The organism is Variovorax sp. P5_A3, from assembly GCF_056400665.1.
Genome location: NZ_JBFUKW010000024.1, coordinates 11399 through 32754, shown reverse-complemented (window position 1 = coordinate 32754; position 21356 = coordinate 11399). Strand labels below are relative to the sequence as shown.

Annotated in this window: 14 protein-coding genes; 11 read left to right on the top strand and 3 right to left on the bottom strand. The window is 65.2% G+C overall.

Annotated features, from left to right (window positions below):
* Window positions 1-26: 26 nt before the first annotated feature.
* Entirely contained in the window at window positions 27-5501 is a 5475-nt protein-coding gene (locus AC1D3B_RS28110; RefSeq protein ID WP_478193957.1) for a CHAT domain-containing protein, read from the top strand.
* 283 nt (window positions 5502-5784) lie between these two features.
* On the opposite strand, the gene AC1D3B_RS28105 is transcribed toward AC1D3B_RS28110, so the two are convergent.
* On the bottom strand, window positions 5785-6387 hold the full coding sequence (locus AC1D3B_RS28105) for a DNA-3-methyladenine glycosylase (protein WP_478193956.1): 603 nt from the start codon (window positions 6385-6387) through the stop codon (window positions 5785-5787).
* 234 nt (window positions 6388-6621) lie between these two features.
* Here AC1D3B_RS28105 and AC1D3B_RS28100 point away from each other — a divergent pair, with 234 nt between their 5' ends.
* Window positions 6622-7113: a (2Fe-2S)-binding protein gene (locus AC1D3B_RS28100; protein WP_478193955.1), complete on the top strand. Its 492-nt coding sequence runs from the start codon at window positions 6622-6624 to the stop codon at window positions 7111-7113.
* Window position 7114: 1 nt separating this feature from the next.
* Window positions 7115-9307 carry a xanthine dehydrogenase family protein molybdopterin-binding subunit gene (locus AC1D3B_RS28095; RefSeq protein ID WP_478193954.1) on the top strand — a complete coding sequence of 731 codons (2193 nt, stop codon included), beginning with the start codon at window positions 7115-7117 and terminating at the stop codon, window positions 9305-9307.
* Between the two features lie 44 nt (window positions 9308-9351).
* Here AC1D3B_RS28095 and AC1D3B_RS28090 read toward each other — a convergent pair whose 3' ends face one another.
* Together AC1D3B_RS28090 and AC1D3B_RS28085 are read right to left on the bottom strand one after the other, a co-directional pair.
* On the bottom strand, window positions 9352-10689 hold the full coding sequence (locus tag AC1D3B_RS28090) for a type II toxin-antitoxin system HipA family toxin (protein ID WP_478193953.1): 1338 nt from the start codon (window positions 10687-10689) through the stop codon (window positions 9352-9354).
* 1 nt (window position 10690) lies between these two features.
* Window positions 10691-10972, bottom strand: a complete 282-nt coding sequence (locus AC1D3B_RS28085) for a helix-turn-helix domain-containing protein (RefSeq protein WP_478193952.1) — start codon at window positions 10970-10972, stop codon at window positions 10691-10693.
* A 261-nt stretch (window positions 10973-11233) separates the two neighbouring features.
* On the opposite strand from AC1D3B_RS28085, the gene AC1D3B_RS28080 reads away from it, so the two are divergent.
* The 8 genes from AC1D3B_RS28080 to AC1D3B_RS28045 all read left to right on the top strand — a co-directional run bounded on the left by AC1D3B_RS28080 (window position 11234) and on the right by AC1D3B_RS28045 (window position 21223).
* On the top strand, window positions 11234-12622 hold the full coding sequence (locus AC1D3B_RS28080) for a Fic family protein (protein ID WP_478193951.1): 1389 nt from the start codon (window positions 11234-11236) through the stop codon (window positions 12620-12622).
* Between the two features lie 127 nt (window positions 12623-12749).
* The gene (locus AC1D3B_RS28075; RefSeq protein ID WP_478193950.1) at window positions 12750-13478 is read left to right on the top strand and encodes a DUF333 domain-containing protein; all 729 of its coding nucleotides are present in this window, start codon (window positions 12750-12752) and stop codon (window positions 13476-13478) included.
* A gap of 61 nt (window positions 13479-13539) precedes the next feature.
* The gene (locus tag AC1D3B_RS28070; protein ID WP_478193949.1) at window positions 13540-16263 is read left to right on the top strand and encodes a TIR domain-containing protein; all 2724 of its coding nucleotides are present in this window, start codon (window positions 13540-13542) and stop codon (window positions 16261-16263) included.
* A gap of 667 nt (window positions 16264-16930) precedes the next feature.
* Entirely contained in the window at window positions 16931-17539 is a 609-nt protein-coding gene (locus tag AC1D3B_RS28065; protein WP_478194014.1) for a c-type cytochrome, read from the top strand.
* Between the two features lie 5 nt (window positions 17540-17544).
* Window positions 17545-18834 (top strand): cytochrome c, encoded by a 1290-nt coding sequence (locus tag AC1D3B_RS28060; RefSeq protein ID WP_478193948.1) that lies wholly within the window; start codon window positions 17545-17547, stop codon window positions 18832-18834.
* A 19-nt stretch (window positions 18835-18853) separates the two neighbouring features.
* Entirely contained in the window at window positions 18854-19048 is a 195-nt protein-coding gene (locus AC1D3B_RS28055; RefSeq protein ID WP_478193947.1) for a hypothetical protein, read from the top strand.
* A 77-nt stretch (window positions 19049-19125) separates the two neighbouring features.
* Window positions 19126-19617, top strand: a complete 492-nt coding sequence (locus tag AC1D3B_RS28050; RefSeq protein ID WP_478194013.1) for a cupredoxin domain-containing protein — start codon at window positions 19126-19128, stop codon at window positions 19615-19617.
* Window positions 19604-21223, top strand: coding sequence for a cbb3-type cytochrome c oxidase subunit I (locus tag AC1D3B_RS28045; protein WP_478193946.1), 1620 nt, complete (start codon window positions 19604-19606; stop codon window positions 21221-21223). The genes AC1D3B_RS28050 and AC1D3B_RS28045 overlap by 14 nt, the downstream gene beginning before the upstream one ends.
* The last annotated feature ends 133 nt before the right edge of the window (window positions 21224-21356 follow it).

Genomic DNA, 21356 nt, shown 5'->3' with positions numbered 1-21356 from the left:
TTGAAATAGGAACATGAGGAGTAGCCATGGCGAGTCGCGGCCCGGACATCACTTTCGTCGTTGCCGGCCAGGCCGATGCAGCCGCGCCTTCAACTCAGGAAAAGGTCAAGGCGTCAGTCCGGGTAGGCGCCACGCGCGATGGCGGCAAGGCGCAGCGAACGACCGTGCGGCCGGGCGAGGATGTCGTCGAGCTGACGATCGCGAACGGGCCGACCCTCGTGCTGAGCCCCGAGGCCGCACGAGACCTGCTGCGCGCCCAGAATCCCGGCATCACCCGCAGCGCGATCGGCGCGGGCGCGGGCGACGAGGTGACGGTGTCCAGCCAACTCGGGTGGCCAGGCTTGGAAGCGGCGAGCACGCGAGGCGCCACGCGCGGCTGGCTGGGCGAGGCGCTGCTGAGCGGGTTCAGGGTGCTGAGCCCGGGCAAGGATCCTGCCGTCTCGCTCGCGAGCGCGGCGATCACGAAGAAGCTGGACGGCGCGGTCGACCCCGGCGTCTACCAACTGGCGGGCGACGCGCTGCCGAAGCGCCTGAAGGACAGCGGCCTGAAGCAACAAGCCGTCGCCGCGGCCGACGACGGCGGCCCCTTGCTGATCCTCGTGCACGGCACGTTCGTGGACACGATCAGCAGTTTCGGCAAGCTCTGGGAACTGAACCCGCAAGTCGTACGCGATCTGTTCGGGTTCTATCGTGATCGGGTGTATGCGCTGGACCATCCGACGATGGGCCAGAGCCCGATCGCCAATGCCTTGACGCTCGCCAGCGCCCTGCCGCCCGGTGCCCGACTTCATCTTCTCACGCATTCGCGCGGCGGGCTGGTCGCCGAAGTGCTGGCGCGCGCATGCGGCGGAAAGCCCAGCGAGGACGAACGCTCGCTCTTCGCCGACCCGCGCTACGCGCAGCACCTGAAGGATCTCGACCTGCTGATCAAGACCGTGCAAGGCAAAGGCCTGAAGGTCGAGCGCGTGGTCCGCGCAGCCTGCCCGGCACGCGGAACGCTGCTGGCATCGAATCGACTGGATGCCTACCTCTCCGTCTTCAAGTGGGCGCTGGAGCTCGGTGGCGTGCCGGTCGCTCCGGAGCTGCTCGGTTTCCTGAACGAGGTCGCGCGCCGCCGTGCCGACCCGACCGAACTGCCCGGCCTCGAGGCCATGACGCCCGCGAGCCCGGTCGTCGCATGGCTCAATGCTGGCAGCGAGCCTCTTCCCGGTGAGTTGCGCGTGATTGCAGGAGACATCGAGGGCGACTCGATCCGCTCCTGGGTCAAGACCCTGCTGTCCGACGCCTTCTATTGGACCGACAACGACCTCATCGTCCAGACGCGCTCGATGTACGGTGGCGGTCAGCGTCGCGTCACCACCAACGGCGCTGGCGCGACCTTCCTCCTCGACCGCGGTGGGAAGGTCTCGCACTTCAACTATTTTTCCAACGACCGTACCGTGGCCGCCATCGCCAGTGCGCTGTTGCGCGACCAGCCGGCCGAGTTCGAGGCCATCGGTCCCCTGTCGTGGGCTGGCCAGGATGCCGGCGGCGTTCGTGGCGAGAGGGCCGTGGCCCGTTCGCGCGGAGCCGAGGGCGGCGCCGCAGCAGCCGATCGGCCAGCCGTCTTCGTGCTACCCGGTATCCTGGGATCCAATCTGAAGCTGGATGGCAAGCGCATCTGGCTGGGCTTCCGTTTCCTGAACGGGCTCAAGCGCCTGGCCTGGGACCCGGCCACCGCTGCCAGGGTGGAACCCGACGGGCCCATCGACGGCGTCTACGAGGACCTGATCGATCGTCTGGCCGACACGCATGAGGTGATTCCGTTCGCGTTCGACTGGCGCAGACCTATCGAAGACGAGGCCCACCGCTTGGCGGACGCGGTGGATCAGGCACTGATCGCACGCGCCTCGAGCCGCCAGCCGGTGCGTCTGGTCGCCCACTCGATGGGCGGGCTGGTCGCGCGCACGATGCAGCTCGAACGACCCGATACGTGGCAGCGCCTGATGGCACGTGACGGCGCCCGCCTTCTGATGCTGGGCACGCCCAACGCCGGCTCCTGGGCGCCCATGCAGACGTTGTCCGGTGACGACACTTTCGGAAACTCGCTGGTCGCCTTCGGCTCGCTGTTCGACAACGGCGGCGCGCGCAAGATGATGGCTGCCATGCCGGGCTTCATCCAGCTGCAGGCCGCGCTGCTCGACACGGCGCTCGGGCTCGACAAGGCCTCCAGTTGGCAAAAGCTGGCCGACGATGACATGGCGCACCTGTCGGACCACGCGATCTGGCACGACATGGGGCCCCAGCAGACAGTCTACGAGTGGGGTGCCCCGCCTCAGGCCGTGCTCGACCAGGCGGTGAACTTGCGCAAGCGGCTGGACGCACAGGCCGCCGCGCTTGGCGCCGATGCGCAGAAGATGCTGCTCGTCGTGGGTCATGCCGACTTCACCCCCGCCGGCATCAGCTTCGGCCCCGAAGGTCTGACCTACGTGGACAGTATCGACGGCGGTGATGGACGCGTGGTGCTGTCGAGCGCCTTGCTGCCGGGGGTACGGACCTGGAAGCTGGATGCCGTGCATGGCAAGCTGCCGGAAGTGGCGAGTGCTTTCCCGGCCTACGTTGAACTGCTGACGACCGGCGAAACACGTCTGCTCGAAACGCTCGCCCCGCCGACCCGGGGTTCGACGCAGGCGGCTGCCATGCCGGCCGCCGCATCGCTCGTGCGTAGCCGGCCGTCACGCGGACTGCAATCCTCGCGTCCGCCTTCCAGCCCCTCGGACATGCTCGGCCTTGCGCGTGAGGACGGAGGGGAAGCGCAACGCGCGCTCCGCCCCGGCAATTCGTTGCAGGTGTCGGTCTACAACGGCGACCTGAAGTTCGTACGCGAACCACTGCTGCTCGGCCACTACCGGTCCATCAAGCTGACGGGCACCGAGGCCGTGGTCGACAGGCTGGTGAACAAGTCCATGAGTCGGTCGCTCGATGCCGGACTCTATCCCGACTCGCCCGGATCGCACCAGATCTTCGGCAACGGCCGCGACGACCCCGACAATGTGTTCGACATGGCGAGGCCGAAGGCGGCCATCGTCGCCGGGCTGGGCGAGGAAGGAAAGCTGCGCGCTGTCGAGCTGGTTCGCACCGTGCGCCAGGCCGTGCTGGCCTATGCGCAACGCGTTGCGGAGCAGGATCCGGAAGCCACGCAGTTCGAAATGGCCGTGACGCTGATTGGCAGCGGCGGCACCGGCATCACGGCAGGCACTGCCGCCCAGCAGATCGCTCAGGGTGCGCTCGAGGCCAATCTGCGCTTGCAGGGCAGCCGCTGGCCTTCGTTGAGACACCTGAGATTCGTGGAGCTGTACCTTGAACGTGCAGCGGATGCCTGGCGCGCGCTGCAGCTCCAGGAGGCCGCCGCACCGAATCGCCTCAAGTTGATGGGCATGGTGCAGTTCGGGCCCGGCGCGCTGAAGCGCTCGCTCGAGTCGAGCTATCGCGGTGCTGCCTATGACTTCATCAGTGCACTGACAGTTCAGGCGAAGGACGAGCTCCCCAGCATCGCCTACACACTGGACACCAAGCGCGCGCGCACCGAAGTGCGCGCGCAGCACGCGCAGAGCACGCTGCTGCGCGAGCTGGTCGAAAAAGCCTCGAACGACGCCAACCAGGACCCCCAGATCGGCCGCACACTCTTCAACCTGCTGATTCCGGTCGAGATGGAGCCCTTCCTTTCCGGCACCGGCGAGATGGTGATCGAGGTCGATCCAGGCAGTGCGGTGATCCCCTGGGAACTGCTCGACACCAACCCCGACGCGCAATCCGGCGACAAGCGGCCCTGGTCGATCCGCTGCAAGCTGCTGCGCAAACTTCGCCTCGAGGATTTCCGCGGCGCGGTGACCGATGCGAGCGTCGAGGACAGCGTCCTTGTCATCGGCGAGCCGAAGGTGGATCCGACGCTCTACCCGCGCCTGCCCGGTGCCCGGGCGGAAGCCATTGCCGTGGCGGCCCGGCTGGCCGACGCGGGAACGGGCCTCGGCGCCGAGCGGGTTCGTGCGCTGCTCAGTGGGCAGGATGACGCCCAGACCATCATCAACGCTCTCTTCGAGCGGCCCTACCGCATGGTCCACGTGGCGGGCCATGGCTCCCGGGACGGCGGCGTCGTGTTGTCCGGCACGGACACCTATCTCGGCGCCAACGAAGTGCGCTCGATGCGAACCGTGCCTGAACTGGTGTTCCTCAACTGCTGCCACCTGGCCGGACGCGATGCGGCTACCGCGCTCAAGCCCTACGACAGGGCCGAATTTGCGGCGAACATCGCCGAAGAGCTGATCCAGGTTGGCGTACGCTGTGTCATTGCCGCGGGCTGGGCCGTCGAGGATGGACCCGCCGAAAAATTCGCCACCACCTTCTATGCATCACTCTTGGGAGGCGCCCGCTTTATCGAGGCCGTTTCGACGGCGCGCACCGCCGCTTGGCGCGAGAATCCGCGCGGCAATACCTGGGCGGCGTACCAATGCTATGGCGACCCGGAATGGGCTTGGCGCCGTCAGGCCGCAGATGGCCAGAAGCCGGCCTCGTCGGTCGGCGATCCTTTCGCTTCCGTGGCTTCGCCGGTGTCGCTCCAGTTGGCGCTGGAGAACCTGGCGATTGGCAGCGAGTACGACACTGCAAGACCCCAGCCGCAACTCGACAAGGTGCGGTATCTCGAATCGCGGTTTGCGTCCATGTGGGGCGGCATGGGGGCGATCGCGGAAGCCTTCGGTCTGGCCTACGCCAGCGTGGGCGAAGTCGGCAAAGCCATTGAGTGGTATCGCATTGCCGTGGATGCTCCCGATGGCAGCGCGTCGTTCAAGGTCGCCGAGCAACTTGGAAACTTGCTGGTTCGGCGCGCCGAAGGCGCCAGCGACCCGGATCTTGCCGCGGCCGATTTCGCAGAAGGCATCGAGCGGCTCGAAAAAGTCGTCGCGCTGAAGTCGACGGCCGAGCGCCAGAGTCTGCTCGGCTCCGCGCAGAAGCGGGTTTCGATGGCCGCATGGCGAGCGAAGCGGACTTCGGACGCCAGCAAGGCACTGGCAGCGGCGATCGTTCACTACGGCGAAGCCGAAGCGATCAGCCTCAAGAGCGGCGCGGACAATCTGTTCTATCCGGCGATGAATTGCATCGCCTGCGAGCTGCGCCGTGCCTTCCTGGAAAAGGCCTCTCTGTCGCTCAATCGGGAACGGGTGAACGAGGTACGCAAATCCCTGCAGAAGGCCGCAACGCAGGCGCCTGACTTCTGGAGCGTCGTCGGCCTGACCGAACTGAGCCTGATCGAGGCGCTGGCAGCCGGTAAGCTGGCCGCGAATGCGACAAGCCTGATCGGCAAGTTCGGCGAGCACAAGGCCAGGGTGCCTTCGACGAGCAAATGGGACTCGGTCTACAAGGAAACGCTGTTCGTACTCGAGCCTTATCTGGCCGGAGCTGCCCCCAACGAGAGGCGAGCCGCTGAGGAAGTGCTGAACGCGTTGAAGGCGATGGCGAAGCCGTGAACGTCTAGACCAGCGCTTCTCCGCGTCCCTGCATCTGCTCTCAATCGCCGAAATTCGGCGCCCTCTTCTCGACGAAGGCCCGTACGGCTTCGTGATGATCCGGCGACATGTGCGCAATGGCCTGGTAGGCCGCGGATGTCCGAGGAGTGCGAGGCCTGGGCCGCGCGCGGCTGCACTTTTTTTGCCTGCCCTAGCGAATCCGGCGTCTTGTTCGAAGCGTTTTCCGCCTTGAGGCGTGATGTCGACTTGCGCTGGGGAAGCCCTCGTCGGTGAGCGATGCTTGTCATTGCCTGAACGGTCTGCTCAGGAATCGCGAACCCTTTTCACCGAAGCGCCAGGGCAAGTCGATGGCCCGCGAAATGCCGATGCGAGGTCCTTCGACCAGCACGGGTTCGGACTGATCGCCCGGCGGCGCGAGCAGGCGAAACGGCGGTGCGTCCAGCCGCATGCCATTGAAGCTTGCGTCGATGCCGAGCGCCTGTCCGACCCGCCCCGGACCTGCACACAGAAGTCGCGGATTCTCGAGCCCCCGGCGTTGACGCATCTGTTCGAGACCGTGCGTGGGTTCCAGCGCGCGAATCAGGACTCCGGCGCCATGGTCGAGTGGGCGGCAGACGAAGTTCAGGCACCAGTGGATCCCGTACGAGCGATAGACATAGGCGCGACCTGGTGGGCCGAACAACGACGCATTGCGAGGCGTGCGACCCGCAAAGCTGTGCGAGGCCGGCTCATCGCGGTCGTAGGCTTCCGTTTCGACAATCCGCCCTCCGATGCCATCGACCAGCACGGTGACGCCGATCAGGCGCCTTGCCACGACTTCGGAGGCGGCTTCGAAGTCGATGACTGCGTCGATCGCGCCATCGGCGCCTTCTGTCGTCTGCGTCAAGTGGTGGTCACCGTCTCTGAAAATCGTTCATTGTGCGGCGAGCCGAGGTACGGGAAGCCCGCAAGCAAATCCTTGTGGGGTCTGCTCGCGATCAATCTCCTTGTCAACGTCGGGGATGCATCCAGACGGGCAAACTCCTGATCCCGACGAGCGAGCCGTCGCCGACACCTTTGGCCAATGGACATGATGCGCCCGCTCTGGTGAGATTCCATCCCCCCGACCAGGAGAAGCGTGATGATCACTCTCAACGTCAACGGAAAAAACCGCGCAATCGATGTTCCCGACGACATGCCACTGCTGTGGACCTTGCGCGACGTGCTGGGCATGACCGGCACCAAGTTCGGATGCGGGATGGGACTGTGCGGCGCATGCACGATCCACATCGATGGACAGCCGGCACGCTCCTGCCTCACGCCCGTGTCCGCGGCAGTTTCCAAGAAGATCACCACGATCGAAGCGATCGGCGCCACGCCTGCAGGCAAGAAGATCCAGGCCGCCTGGCTGGCCTCGGACGTCCCTCAGTGCGGCTACTGCCAATCGGGCCAAATCATGTCGGCCTGCGCGCTGCTCGCTGCCAACCCAAAGCCGAACGACGCGGACATCGACGCTGCGATGGCCGGGAACATCTGCCGCTGCGGCACCTACCCACGCATTCGGGCAGCGATCCATCAGGCGGCCGGCGCCAAGACCGCCTTGTCATACCCCCGCAACCTGACGGAGGTGTGAGATGAAGCCCGAGCCGATCGAGACCCCCGTCACCGCGCCGGCCTCGCGCCGGGACTTTCTCACCGTCGCAGCGGCCGGCACGTTCGGCATGCTCGGCGGAGGGCTGCTGCTGGGCTTCGGCCTGCCCGCACGCGGCGAGATTCGCGACAGCCTCACCACCAACGCGGCGTTCGCGCCGAATGCCTTCCTGCGCATCGATCGCGCCGGCAAGGTCACGTTCGTGATGCCCGTCATCGAGATGGGGCAAGGCACCTACACCTCGATCCCGATGCTGATCGCGGAGGAGCTCGAGGTCAATGTCGACAAGGTCGCGATCGAGCATTCGCCGCCCGACGACAAGATCTACGTGAACCCGCTGATCGGCATCCAGATGACAGGGGGCTCGACCTCGATTCGTGGCACGTACGTGCCCCTGCGGCAAGCGGGCGCGACGGCCCGGGTCATGCTCGTGACCGCCGCCGCCCGACGCTGGAACGTCGACCCGTCGACGTGCCACGCGGAGAACGGCCAGGTCGTGCATGGCCCCACCGGGCGTCGACTCGGCTACGGCGCGCTCGTGGATGCCGCGGCGAAGCTGCCGGTGCCCGAGAACGTAGCGATCAAGGAGCCACGTGACTTCAAGCTGATCGGGACGCCGCACCGGCGCCTGGACACCGCCGGCAAGGTCGACGGCAGCGCGAAGTTCGGCATCGACAGCCGGCCGCCCGGCATGAAGTTCGCCGTCGTGAGCGCTTCGCCGACCTTCGGCGGCAAGCTCGTCTCGCTCGATGAGGCGAAGGCGAAGGCGGTCCCCGGCGTGACCCAGGTCGTGCGGCTCGACGATGCGGTCGCGATCGTGGCCCGTCATACGTGGGCTGCCAAGCAGGGCCTCGCGGCCGCCGACCCGCAGTGGGACGCAGGCCCGAACGCGACGCTGTCCACGGCCGACATCGTGGCCCAGCTTGCCGCGGCGACGGGGAAGCCTGGCGCGGTCGCGCGTCACGACGGCGATGCCACCGCGGCCATCGGGCGCGCCGCACGACGCTTCGACGCCGTCTACGAGCAACCCTTTCTTGCGCACGCGGCGATGGAGCCGATGAACTGCACGGTGCAGGTGACCAGGCAGGGCTGTGACATCTGGGTCGGCACCCAGGTCCCGGGGCTCACGCAGGCCGCCGCGATGAAGGTGACCGGTCTGCAGCGCGAACAGGTCCGCGTCCACAACCATCTGCTCGGTGGTGGCTTCGGCCGCCGCCTGGAGTTCGACGGCACGGTGCGGGCGGTGCAGATCGCGCAGCACGTCGAGGGCCCCGTGCAGGTGATCTGGACCCGCGAGGAAGACATCCAGCACGACATGTACCGCCCGTACTACTACGACCGCCTGAGCGCGGGCGTGGACGCGGACGGCAAGGCGCTGGCGTGGACCCATCGCATTGCCGGCTCGTCCATCGTCGCGCGCTACTCCCCTGAATGGATCAAGGACGGCATCGATCCCGATGCGGTCGATGGCTCGGCCAACCAGCCTTATGGGATCGGCGACATTCACGTCGACTGGGTCGCGCTCGAGCCGCCCGGCATACCGACGGCGTTCTGGCGTGGCGTGGGCGTGACGCGCGGGACCTTCGCGGTCGAGAGCTTCGTGGACGAGCTGGCAGCCAGCGCCAAGCAGGATCCCCTGGCCTATCGCGTGGCCATGCTCGACAAGAACCCGCGTGCGAAGAACGTCCTGCAGCTTGCCGCGGAGCAATCAGGTTGGGGACAGGCGCTTCCGGCAGGTCAGGGCCGTGGCATCGCGCTGTGCATCGGCTTCGGCAGCTTCATCGCGCAGGTCGTCCAGGTCAGCATCGACAAGGACGGTACCGTCAAGCCCATGCGTGCGTGGTGCGTCGTCGATTGCGGCATCGTGGTGAATCCCGACACGGTACGCGCCCAGATGGAAAGCGGCATCGTGTTCGGCCTGTCGGCTGCGATGTATGGCGAGATCACCCTCAAGAACGGCCGCGTCGAACAGACCAACTTCGGCGACTACCGCGTTCTGCGCATCAACGAGATACCGCAAGTCGACGTGCATGTCGTCAAGAACCTGGAGGCGCCCGGTGGCATCGGCGAGCCCGGTACCTCCTGCGTGATGCCGGCCTTGACCAACGCGATCTTCGCGGCCAGCGGCAAGCGCATCCGCAAGCTGCCAGTCGGCGAACAGCTTCGCGCAGCGTAGGGCATTGCGCACGACCGCGTGCAGTTGGGCGCGCCGATTGCCTCTCAGGCGGGAGGCATGCCCTCGAGCGTGGCCACGGCGGCCTGCAGGCCTCCCAGAACGCTCTCCGCCACCCGCTGCGAGAAATCCTTCGGCAACTGGTCGTGCACGTCCCTGATCGCGCCTGGCGTTCTCGCAATCACATGCCGGATGACGTCCTCGGCGTCATGACCATAACCTACCTTCTGCGCGGTGCTGTTGAAGTGGCGTCGCTGAATAGTGGCCATGGGGTAGTGCTTGTTCTTGCCGAGAAGCGCCATTGCCATCTTCATGTTGTGGGGCGCCCATTGGTTGGGCCCGCTGCCGAGAATGGGGTAGGCCGACATCACGTCGTAGAGCTTGGTCAGCCGGAAGGAGCCGCCGGCCAGCAGGTGGATGCTGAAGTTCTTCGCGTGGCCGTCGGGCGCGCGAAGAAGCCAGAAGAGAACCTGCGAGGCCATCAAGGTGCGCATGTCTTCGCCTGCGGCCGAGGATTGCTGGAGGATGGAGAAGAGCTTGCTCAATCCAGGGCCGCCCTCGTTCTCGTACTTCACCAAAGGCGAGGTGCCGGTAGCTTGGCAGAAGTCCTCTTGGGGGAGTCTCCAGATGCGTTCACCGGCAACGCGCCGGTCAAATCGCTCGACGACCAGGACCCGTTGCTTCCCGAAGGTTGCGATGGTCGCGTCCGCCGTGGGCAGGCCATAGGCCCGGAGGAGCTTCAGGCACAGCCACTCGTTGTCCACGGAGGTGGAGAAGTCGGCCCGGTGCCCGCCAATCAGGCCCAGCGGCAGCTTGAAGATGTGTGTGGTTGGGGTGGTGCCGCGGGGCTTGTGCCAGGCGTCGTTCCACCACAGGTAGGCGTCCTTCTCTTGCGCTCCGGCCAACGAGATACGGAAGTCGTCGTCGGGGTCTGCCGCGCCTGCGAACTTGTCGGGGTTGACGACACTCAGGAGGTGTCGCTCGACGGACTCGTCGTCGACGGGCACGGCCTGCACCTGGTCGACAGATGTGGGGGCTTCGGACTCATCGAGCAGTTGCACGGCGCCAACGCAGTCGCGGCCGATGGCGCGCAGCAGGTCGAACGCGTCCACCGAGCCGGTCTTGAAACGAGCCGCCACGCGTTTCCTGATGTCGTTGCTGTCGGGCAGCAGGTTGTCGAAGTAGTGCTCGACTGCGGGCCCCTTGATGGGCTCGTTGTGCGGGTTGAACGGCAGGGACAGGGACAGTGGGCGGCCGACGTCCGAACGCACCCACGCGTCGTCGTAGCACAGCTCCATGTCGCCGCGTGCGGGGATCGTCCAGCGGCCTACGCGCTCGCCGTTGGACCAGAGGCCGAGCGACTGGCTGTGTGATCGACGCCCCATGTCACCACTCGGTCGGTCGGGGCGCGACCGGTGCGGCGCCGCGCGCGCCGATCTTCAGCTCGAGGCCCAGGGTCGAGCACCAGGCCAGGAGTTGCTTGAAACTCAGCTCGTCGGGATGGAGCTCGAGGTACGAGACCCGGTTCTGGCTGAGATTCAGCTTCGCGCCGATGGCAGCCTGGTTCAGCTTCAGCCGCTTTCGCGAGCTGCGCAACAGTTGCCCCAGTTGAGTGTCGGATACCAGCGGTTGGGCGGGAAGTGCTTCGGTGGAGTTAGCCGTTTTCATGCTAAATGGAATCTAGCTGGGAAACGGATAAAGGTCAAATAGCTGCAAAAAGGCTAATGTGCTGGCTGGGATGCCCCGGTGGAAGCGCTCACGCTTTTCGAGTTCGACTGAATTCTCCAGGATTGCTGCACCCCCCAGATCGGCTTGGAATCGGCTCGTTGATATCGGCCCGATCCATTCAGTATCGGCTCCAATTTCGAGCCGATAACCGGCGAATTGGCTCAGCTTGGGTAGAATCAGCTCACAATATCGAGCCGATTCATGCCTTACAACGACCGACTGACATTCGATGCCTTGCTGGGAGCCATGGCCGCTCTCGCGGCTGCAGGGCATGAACGCGTTTCTTCCGCCCAGGTGGTTGAAGCCACAGGTTCGAGCCTGCCCGCCGTCAAGCGGATGCTGTCAAAGCTGGTGGCGGACAAACGAATCGATGTCACCGGCAAGGCTCGTGCGACCAGGTATCGCCTACCGGCAACGGGAGCTCTGCTTGCAGCACTTGGAAAGACTGCAGCTCCCCCGCATGCCAAAGAAGCCCCGCGCCTCGTTGCTCCGACTTGGCGCACGGCGAGCGTGGAACTCAGGCAGAGATTGACCTTGCCGCTGGCGGCCCGTTCGCCGGTGACCTACCGCCGCGAATTCGTCGATGAATACAAGCCCAACGAGACCTTCCTGCTGCCACGCGAGCTCGCCGAAGAGCTGGTTGCGCTCGGCCACCACCCGGGGCAACTGCCGGCGGCCACGTATGCCCGCAAGGTCCTGGAGCAACTGCTGATCGACCTGTCATGGGCGTCTTCTCATCTGGAGGGCAACCGCTACACCCTGTTGGACACCGAAGAGCTCTTCAAGAGCGGAGCGGCTGCCACGGACAGTGACGCAGTCATGCTGCTCAATCACAAGGCTGCCATCGAGTTCCTCGTCGATGCCGTCCCGACCCAGGGACTGAGCGCCGGACTCGTTCGCAATCTGCACGCGGTGCTGATGCAAGACCTGCTGGCGGATGTCGCTTCGCTCGGGGTGATTCGCGAAAAAGTGGTCAACATCAGCGGCACCACCTACGTTCCCGCCCAGGCTCCGGCGATGTTGACGGAGATGTTCGAGCGCATCCTCTCGATGGCCCAGCTCATCAAGAACCCTGTCGAGGCGGCCTTCTTCCTCTGGGTCAATCTGGCGTATCTGCAGCCCTTCGAAGATGGGAACAAAAGAGTGAGTCGGCTTGCGGCGAATGTCCCGCTGATGCTCTACAACCAGGCACCCCTGTCGTTCCTGGATGTCGAGCGAGAAGACTACGCGCTGGCCATGATGGGCGTATATGAGCGCTGCGACGTCTCAATGGCAGTGGACCTCTTCGATTGGACCTACCGACGCTCGCATGCCAAGTACAAGGTGGTGCAGGAGTCCTTGGGCGCGCCGGACCCATTCCGCGTGAGATACCGCGAGGCGCTCAACGAAGCGGTGGGCTTGGTGGTCAGGAGCCGTAAGCCAGTGGTGGAAGCGCTTGCCGGATTGGGGCTGCCCGACGCGGATGCTTCGAAGTTCCAGGGCCTGCTTGCGCATGAATTGAAAGCACTTGCGGCTTTCAACTGTGCGCGTTACCGACTTGGCATCAAGGAAACTCAGGCCTGGATTGACGAAGGGCGCCCGGGCACATAGTCGCAAGGCTCTGACGCTGAACCCGCGCGCCGCGGGCCACTCGTCTGCTGCGGCTCGTTTAGGGATGCGCCGTGTTACCTTTGCGAGGCGTCGTGCGCAGGCATGACCTCGCTCTCAGGAGTCGCCCGTGACCGGTTCATCTTTTTCGCTCCTGGCCTGCCGCCCGATCGCGGTCGCGGCCTTCGTTGCCCTGACTGGCGCCGCCGCTGTGCCGGCACCCGCGGCGCAACTTGCCAATCCCGCTTCGCAGAACTGCGTGGCAAAGGGCGGCAAGGTGTCGATGGAGAAGGATCCTCGCGGCGGGCAATTCGGCGTGTGCATGTTCGACGACAACCTGCAGTGCGAGGAGTGGGCAATGATGCGCGGCGAATGCCGTACCGGCGGCATCAAGGTCACCGGATACCTGACGCCTGCCGCACGCTATTGCGCGATCACGGGAGGCGCATACAGCGTCACGGCCGCAACCGACACGCCGGTCGAGCGCGGCAACTGCACGTTCCCCAACGGTAAGACGTGCACGGCCGCGGCGTACTACGACGGTTCATGCACTCGGCGCGCGGCCGCGACGGGGGTCGCCGCTGACGGCGAAGCCCACGCTGTGCCGCGGCGCATTCAGGCCAGGTTCTCGTGCGCCGACGGCAAGGCGATCGACGCCACCTTCATCAACGCCAGCGGCAGCAGCGTGCAGCTCGTCCTCTCCGACGGCCGCAGGATGGCGTTGCCGCAGGCCCTGTCGGCGGACGGCGGCCGCTACGCGAACAATGCCGAGACGGTCGTTTTCTGGAACAAGGGCAGAACCGCGTTCATGCAGGAGAACGGAAAGATGACCTACGCCAACTGCTCGACGAAGACCTGAGCCGCGCGGCCCGCGGGCGGTCAAGACTCTTGAACTCTTGAAGCAAGGAGCCGAAGCGCAATTGCTGCAATATCTCCTGCGCCTGATTCGCTCACCTTCACGCGTGATCGATCGACTGTTTGGATACGACGTCTTCGTCGCCCATCGCCGCGCCGACGCCGCGGCCTACGCTGCGCTCCTGGTCAAGCGACTGGATGAAGAGAAGCTGTCGACATTCATCGACACGAGAGAGTACGGGCCTGGCGACGAGTTGTCGGCTTCGACGTTGCGTCACATCCGCAAGGCCACGATGCTCGTGGTCCTCGGTTCGCCCCTCATCCTGCAGTCCCGCGATCCGGACTGGGTGCTCGCAGAGGTCGATGCCTACTTCGCTGCCAATCGTGGCGAGGCGTTGCGTGTGCTGCCCATCAGCTTTGGTGGCGCGCTCGCCGGGATGGGCGATCAATCCGCAATCGTTGCGCGGCTGCGCGATGTCATACGGCTCGAGCAGCCGCTCGCTGCGCTTCAGGACTCGCCCTCCAGCGAAGTCATCGAGGCTATCACCCGCCAGTTCCGCAATCGACGACGCGACATGGTGCGCCTGCGGGTGTTCCAGGGTATCGCCGCCGTCTTGTTTGCGCTCCTGGCGGCGTCGCTGGCCGCTGCCTGGCTGGCCAATCGGGCGCTGAACGATGCGCGGCAAAACCTCGCGGCCAACTACATGACTGCGGCAAGGGCTCGGTTGGCATCAGGCTTTCGCGACGAAGCGGCGGCGCTTGCTGCCGAGTCCATGCGCCATGCCGACAAGGCCGAGGCTCGGCGACTGATTACCGAGAACCCCCCGCTCGACCTGTCACACGTATCGGGCGCCGCTGAGGTCAGCGCATTCGCCATCGACGTGGATTTTCCTCGCCATCGTCTGGCCGCTGCGGGCTTCGAAGGGCGCCTTTCGCTGATCGGGACGGAAGCTGGACGTGAATCCCGAAGCGATGTCAGGCTTGGCAAGGTGGACCTGTGGGCGGTCCGATTCACGCCCGACGGCGAGCGTTTGATCGTGGGCGACGATCGCGGGACCATGCATGTCCGGGCCGTGGGTGATCTGGAGCGTCCCGCTTGCGATGCGCTCCCCGTCTTCAGCGACCGCATCTCCAGATTGGAGTTCTTGCCGGTAGACCGTGGTTTGCTGACGGTTGCCGGCAAGGCGGCCTATGTGGTCGGCTTCAAGGACGGCTGCCCTTCGGGTGCGCCACGTGAGATCTATCGTTCGGCCAATGACATCGTCGAGGCCGCATACGATTCGAATCGCGAGCGCATCGTCATTGCGGAAGTCGACGGCCTTGTTTCGGTGACGCTGGCCAATGGAGAGCCTGGACCGCCCCAGCGCTTTGCATTGCCTGTTAGACCCGGGCAGAGTGACCGGGCGCAACCCACCCACTTCGCGCTGCATCCGCAGACGGGCAAGCTGTGCGTGCTGACGCTGGGCGGCGACGAACTCCTCTTCCTCGATCAGAATTTCGGCGTGGTGGCTCCATTGGGTCAAAGACCGTTTGGCGACGAAGATCCGTTGCGCGTCACGCAATTCGGCTTCGACCAGACCGGTGAGCGATTGGTCATCCTGGATGGAGATGGGCAACTGCTGATCTGGTCCGTCGCAGAGGGACGAGCCCTTCGACGCGTGCGCATCCACGCTCAATCGAATGCGTCTGCACTTCTGCCCGACGACACTCTCCTGTCGCTGGGCAGCGAGCGGCTTCACGCGGGCGATTGGCAGCAAGTCCTGCGTGTGGTCCAACTGGACTCTCCCTTGAACGCACCCGTGCGGCTGATGGGTTCGGATGCAACTGCCGAGCCTCGCGTGCGCTCCCTGGAGACGTCGCCAGCGGGCGACCATGTGCTTGCAGCCGCATCCGGCGGCCACGTCCTGAGCTTCGATCTCGCCAGTCGCAAGGTCTCAGACCTCGGCAGACTCGGCGCCTCGGTCGAATGGGTTGCGCGGGCCGCCGACGGAAAGCGGATTGCCTTCTTCGGCAATGGTGCCAACGTCGGCATCTGGGAATCGGATCGGCTGTTGCGCGAGGCATCGTTCCGCGAACAGGTTCCAACCGGCCTGCGCTCGGCGACCTGGCTGGATGATGGGACTGCGCTTGTTGTAGGCGGTGGCTGGACGTCACCCTTGTTGCTACCGGCGGATCGTCGCGAGAGGGTGCGCGCCGGTCCCGTCGCGGCGAGCAACGACATCCGTCGCATGATCGCCGGCCCGAATGGCAAGGTGCTGATCAGCGAGTCCTTCAGCACGTGGATCTGGGATACCGCTAGGGACACGACGCTCAAGGTCGACCTGGTCGGCAGGGCGGACCTCGCGTTGACGGATGTGGCTCGAAGGGGCCGCAATGAAGTGGCGGCCCTGACGCGAAATGGGCTCTTCCTCTGGCGGTGGCGATCGGATGGGACGTTGGAACGGTCAGCTGAGGTACGCATCGGCGGCGACCAGATGGTGGTCAATGCGGACGGTCGCCGGATCGCGATATTCAATCGCGGCGAATTGGCGGTGTACGACCTGCCATCAGGAGAGTTGCGGGCGATGCTGCCTTTCGTCGGTGGCGACGTATACACGGCCGCGTTCTCCGAGGATGCGGCCGTGCTGCTGGGCGGTTCCCGCTCTGCCCCGTTGGTGCTGTGGTCGCTTTTCGCGCTCGACGCGCCGCGCTTGCGGGTCGCCGATTCCACACAGCGAGCGAGCGGCCGAGTGGGTGCGGACTTTGCGCTCGAACTGCCTGTTCCCATGACACAGCGGCCGATGAAATGAACGAAGCTCGGGCCTTCGACCGGCAGTTGGCGCACGGACGGCCCGCCGCTGCGCTCGCTTGACATCGGCCTTTGGCAAACTGAAGATGGTCTCCCCCTCAACGAGCGGAGCACCTTATGGATCGCTGTCTATCGCTTCTTGGTTGCGGCGCCGTCGTCCTGGCCACCACTGTGCCTTGGACGGCACAGGCCCAATCCACGATCCCGCCCATGCAGGCACAAGGCGACGTGAAGTATGTCTGCGGCGGAATCGGCTCGGGGCAGTCAACTGCATTTCGCGGAGCGATGAGAGACCACCCACTTTCGCTGATGTTCGTGAACAGGCGCGGCGAATTCCTTGCCGCGGTCGCAGTCACGGTAAAGAACGATGCAGGCACCAGCGTCCTTTCGATTCCCTCCTCGGGTGGACCGATCTGCCTTGTCGACCTGGCGCCTGGCCGCTACTCGGTGACGGCAGAGCCCCAGGGGAAAGTGGCTCAGACCCGCATGGTCGGGGTTGGAAGGGGCAATAGCTCCCTTGAATTCAGGTTCTAGAGCCGCCCGTGGGACGCAAGTTCACCCTGGAATGCGCATCGCTGCTCGCGGCTTCGCTGTCTTTCCTCACCTTCGCCGGTGCCGCCCGTGCGCAGCAGGATCCTGCCATCCCAGCCTTCAAGTCCGTCGATTCGATGGAAGCGCGTGTGCAGGGCTGTGTGACTTGCCATGGTCAGAGTGGACAAGGCACAAGCAACCAGTACTTTCCACGCATCGCGGGCAAGCCCGCGGCCTATCTCTACAACCAGCTGGTCGCCTTTCGTGACGGCAAGCGGGTGTATCCGCCGATGAACTACCTGGTGGCCTATCTGCCGGACGCTTATCTGCGGGAGATCGCCGAACACTTCGCGAAGGAGCGGCCTGCCTTCGAACCGAAGCAACCGACAACCGCCTCGGAGGCGGTGATCGCGCGCGGCGCGACGATCGCGATGTCGGGCGATGCGAGCAAGCAGGTACCCCCCTGCATCACCTGTCACGGCCCGGGGCTCACCGGCATGGAGCCGGGCATCCCGGGTCTCGTCGGATTGCGTCCCTCGTACATCGTTGCGCAGCTCACACGCTGGCGCACGGGCAACCGGCAGGCCGCGCAGCCCGATTGCATGAAGCGCATCGCAGACCGCCTGTCGGAAGCGGATGTGTACGCGGTGGCCACCTGGCTTTCGTCCCAGGATCCGCCGCGCGACACGTCGCCCGCGTCGTCCAACCTCCAGCGCATGCCCTTGTCCTGCGGCAGCCAGATGTAGACCTCATGTCCAGAGGAATACGCAACCTCCTTCTCGCCGTGCTGGCGATCGCGGCGATTCTCGTTGCCGGCTTCCTCTATTTCATGCCCGGGTATTTGCCGACACAGCCGGGCAAGGTCGAAGCGAGCCCAACGACGCAGACGATCACCAAGGGCGAGTATCTGGCGCGCGCCGGCGATTGCATCGCATGCCATACCGCACCGGGTGGCCAGCAGTTCGCGGGCGGCCGCGCAATGGCCACGCCCTTCGGCAGCCTCTACGTACCCAATGTCACGCCGGACGATGAAACCGGCATCGGCCTTTGGACTTCGGACGACTTCTATCGAATGATGCACCAGGGCGTCGCGCGCAATGGCGCCCTGATGTATCCGGTGATGCCCTTCGCCTCCTACACCAAGGTGACGCGCGAGGACTCGGACGCCATCTACGCCTACATGATGTCCGTACCGCCGGTGAGCCAGAAGAACCGGCCCCATGAGTTGAATTTCCCGTTCAATCAGCGCGACCTGCTGATCGGCTGGCGCACGCTCTACTTCAAGCAGGGCGAATACGAGCCGGACAAGAGCAAGAGCGTGCAATGGAATCGCGGCGCCTACCTGGTGGAAGGTCTCGGCCATTGCGCGATGTGCCATACGGCCATCAACAAGCTCGGCGGCTCGAAGACCTCACAGGAATTCGAAGGCGGGATGATCCCCAACCAGAACTGGTATGCGCCCTCGCTCACGTCGAACCGCGAGGCAGGCCTCGGCAACTGGAGCCTGAAGGAAATCAGCGATCTCCTGCAGGCCGGAATTTCGGACCGAGCCACCGTCTACGGGCCGATGGCGGAGGTGGTCTACAACAGCCTGCAGTACCTTTCCGACGCGGATGTCGAAGCGATGGCGGTCTATTTGAAGGAGCTGCCGCAGCGCGACGCCGAACCGCCGCCGCCGAGCAGCGCGCGCCTGGTGAGCCCGAGCGTGATGGAACTGGGCCGCAAGATCTACGCGACGCAGTGCTTCATGTGCCACGGCGAGGAAGGCAAGGGCCACCCGCCACAGTTTCCGCCGCTCGCCAACAACCAGTCGATCACGATGAGCTCACCGGTGAACTCGATCCGCATGGTGCTGAACGGCGGCTACGCACCCGGCACGAAGCGCAACCCGAAACCGCACGGCATGCCGCCGTTCTCGCACATCCTCAACGACGACGAGGTGGCGGCGGTGGTGACCTATATCCGCGTCGCTTGGGAGAACAGCGGGACGCCGGTGACGGCCGCCAACGTCAGCGAGTTGCGTACGCTCGTCCCCGAATAGCATCAAGGAAGACCCGCGCATGGCAACCCACGACGATCTTCCGACCGCGACCGATGGCACCGACCTGGCACGAGATGAGGCGCGTGTCGACGACATCGTCGCGCGAGGACCGGCGGGGACTTTCGCGGTCGTCGGGGTCGCCACCTTCATCGTGGTCGCCATCGTCTTCCTCTTCTACTTTCTGGTCTACCTGCCGCGAGGAGCCATCCAGTGACGTCGGTGAACGCCGGCACGGCGCACGCATCAGAGGCCATTGCCGCCGGCGCGGAAAGGCGCTGGGCGATCATCGTCATGCTCATCATCGCCCTGCTTCTCGCGACGATGGTCTTCACCGGATTGCACTGGGCGTCGATGCCGCCGTCCCGCGTGGAGACCGTCGATCCGCGCACGCTGCACGTGTCGGGTGAGTTCGTCGAAGACAACCTGGGCACGACGGTCGATGCGAACGGGAAGGTCATCGTGCGGCTCATCGCGCAGCAGTATTCCTTCGAGCCGCAATGCCTGGTGGTTCCCGCGGGCGTGCCCGTCACCTTCCGCGCGACCAGCGCCGATGCCATCCATGGCTTTGTCGTCGACAAGACCAACGCCAACGTGATGCTGGTTCCGGGATTCGTCGCAACCTTCACCGCGACCTTCGAAAAGCCCGGGGAGCGCCTGATGCCGTGCCATGAATACTGCGGCACGGGCCACGAGGCCATGTGGGGCCGCGTGCAGGTGCTGGCGGCCGACGAGTTCCTCGCCAAGGCCAGGAGCGGAGAGAGGATGAGCTGTGTTTCGCGCTAGAAAACTCGTTCTTGCCCACTTCTGGATCGCCTTCATCGCGTTCGGCGCGGCCATTATCCTGGGGGAATGGCAGATGTTCGTGCGCAGCCCGCTCAGTGCATGGGTGGGTGATCCGGAGCACTACTACCGGTCGGTGACCGCGCACGGCACGGTGATGGGCTATGTGCTGCCGACGCTGGTGGCCATGGGCTTCGGCTACGCCATCAGCGAATTGGCGCTGAAGCAGCCGCTCATCGGCTTGCGCTGGGCGTGGGCCGGCTTCTGGCTGGTGGTGGTCGGGACCGTGATGGCGGCAACGCCGGTCGCCCTGGGCCTTGCCTCGGTGCTCTACACCTTCTACCCGCCGATGATCGGCAGCCCCTTCTACTACCTCGGCATCGTGCTGGTGGTCGTCGGCTCGTGGTTCTGGGTTGCGCTCATGGCGATCAACCTGCGGGCATGGAAGAAGAAGAACGCCGGCACGACCGTGCCGCTGGCGATGTTCGGCAACGTGGCCGGAGCCTACCTGTGGGCATGGACCTCGGTGGGGGCGGCGGTCGAGATCCTCCTCCTGATACTGCCCGCCGCACTGGGCCTGACGGAGACCATCAACGCCGGCCTGGCACGCGTGTTCTTCTCGTGGACGCTGCATGCCATCGTGTACTTCTGGCTGATGCCGGCCTACATCGCGTTCTATACGATCGTGCCGCGTGCCATTGGCGGGCGGCTCTACAGCGACACGATGGGGCGCGTCGCGTTCGTGCTGTTCCTCGTGTTCTCGATGCCGATCGGCATCCACCACCTCTTCGCCGACCCGCAGGTCGGGGCGGGGTTCAAGTTCGTGCATGCGGCGTTCACGGCGATGGTGGCGGTGCCCACCTTCCTGACGGTGTTCACCATCGTCGCGTCGGTCGAGATCGCGGCGCGCCTGCGAGGCGGCAAGGGGATCTTCGGATGGGTGAAGGCCCTGCCATGGGACAACCCGATGATGCTGGCCGTCACCTTCTCGTTCATCATGCTGGGCTTCGGCGGTGCGGGCGGGCTCATCAACATGAGCTTCCAGCTCAACGAGGCGATCCACAACACGCAGTGGGTCACGGGGCACTTCCACCTGATCTTCGCGGGCGCCATCGTCATCATGTACTTCGTGGTGGCGTATGACCTGTGGCCGCAGCTTACCGGCTGCAGGACGCTGCCCGCCGGCCTCGTGAAGACACAGCTCTGGCTGTGGTTCGTCGGGATGATGGTCATGACCATGCCGTGGCATTGGGTCGGCCTGCTCGGGCAGCCACGACGCATGGCGTACTTCGACTTTTCCAACCCTGCGCTCAGCAACCAGGGTTGGACGCTCGTGGCGGGCACGCTCGGCGGCTTGATGCTGGTGCTGTCCGCCCTGGTCTTCATCTACATCCTGGCGCGCGCCGGCAAGAGCGAAGCGGCAGCTGCGCCGTACAGCTTCAGCACGCCGGTCCATATGCCTGCAAGCACGCCGGTGGCATTGAACGGCTTTGCACTCTGGGTGTCGTTGATGATCGCACTGACGGTCGTGAACTACGGATTCCCGATCGTGCAGCTGGCGTCGCTGAAGAATGCCTCGGTTCCCGTCGTTCCGATCGGAGGCCGGTGATGCAGGAACCCGGCGTGTTCGCGTGGAGCAACCGATGGTTTCGCTGGAGCGTGCTCGGCCTCGTCGCGTTCACCGCGGTGGCGCTGCTCGTGGGCTTTGTGTGGCTGCCGTCGAGGCACGGCGACTTTACCGC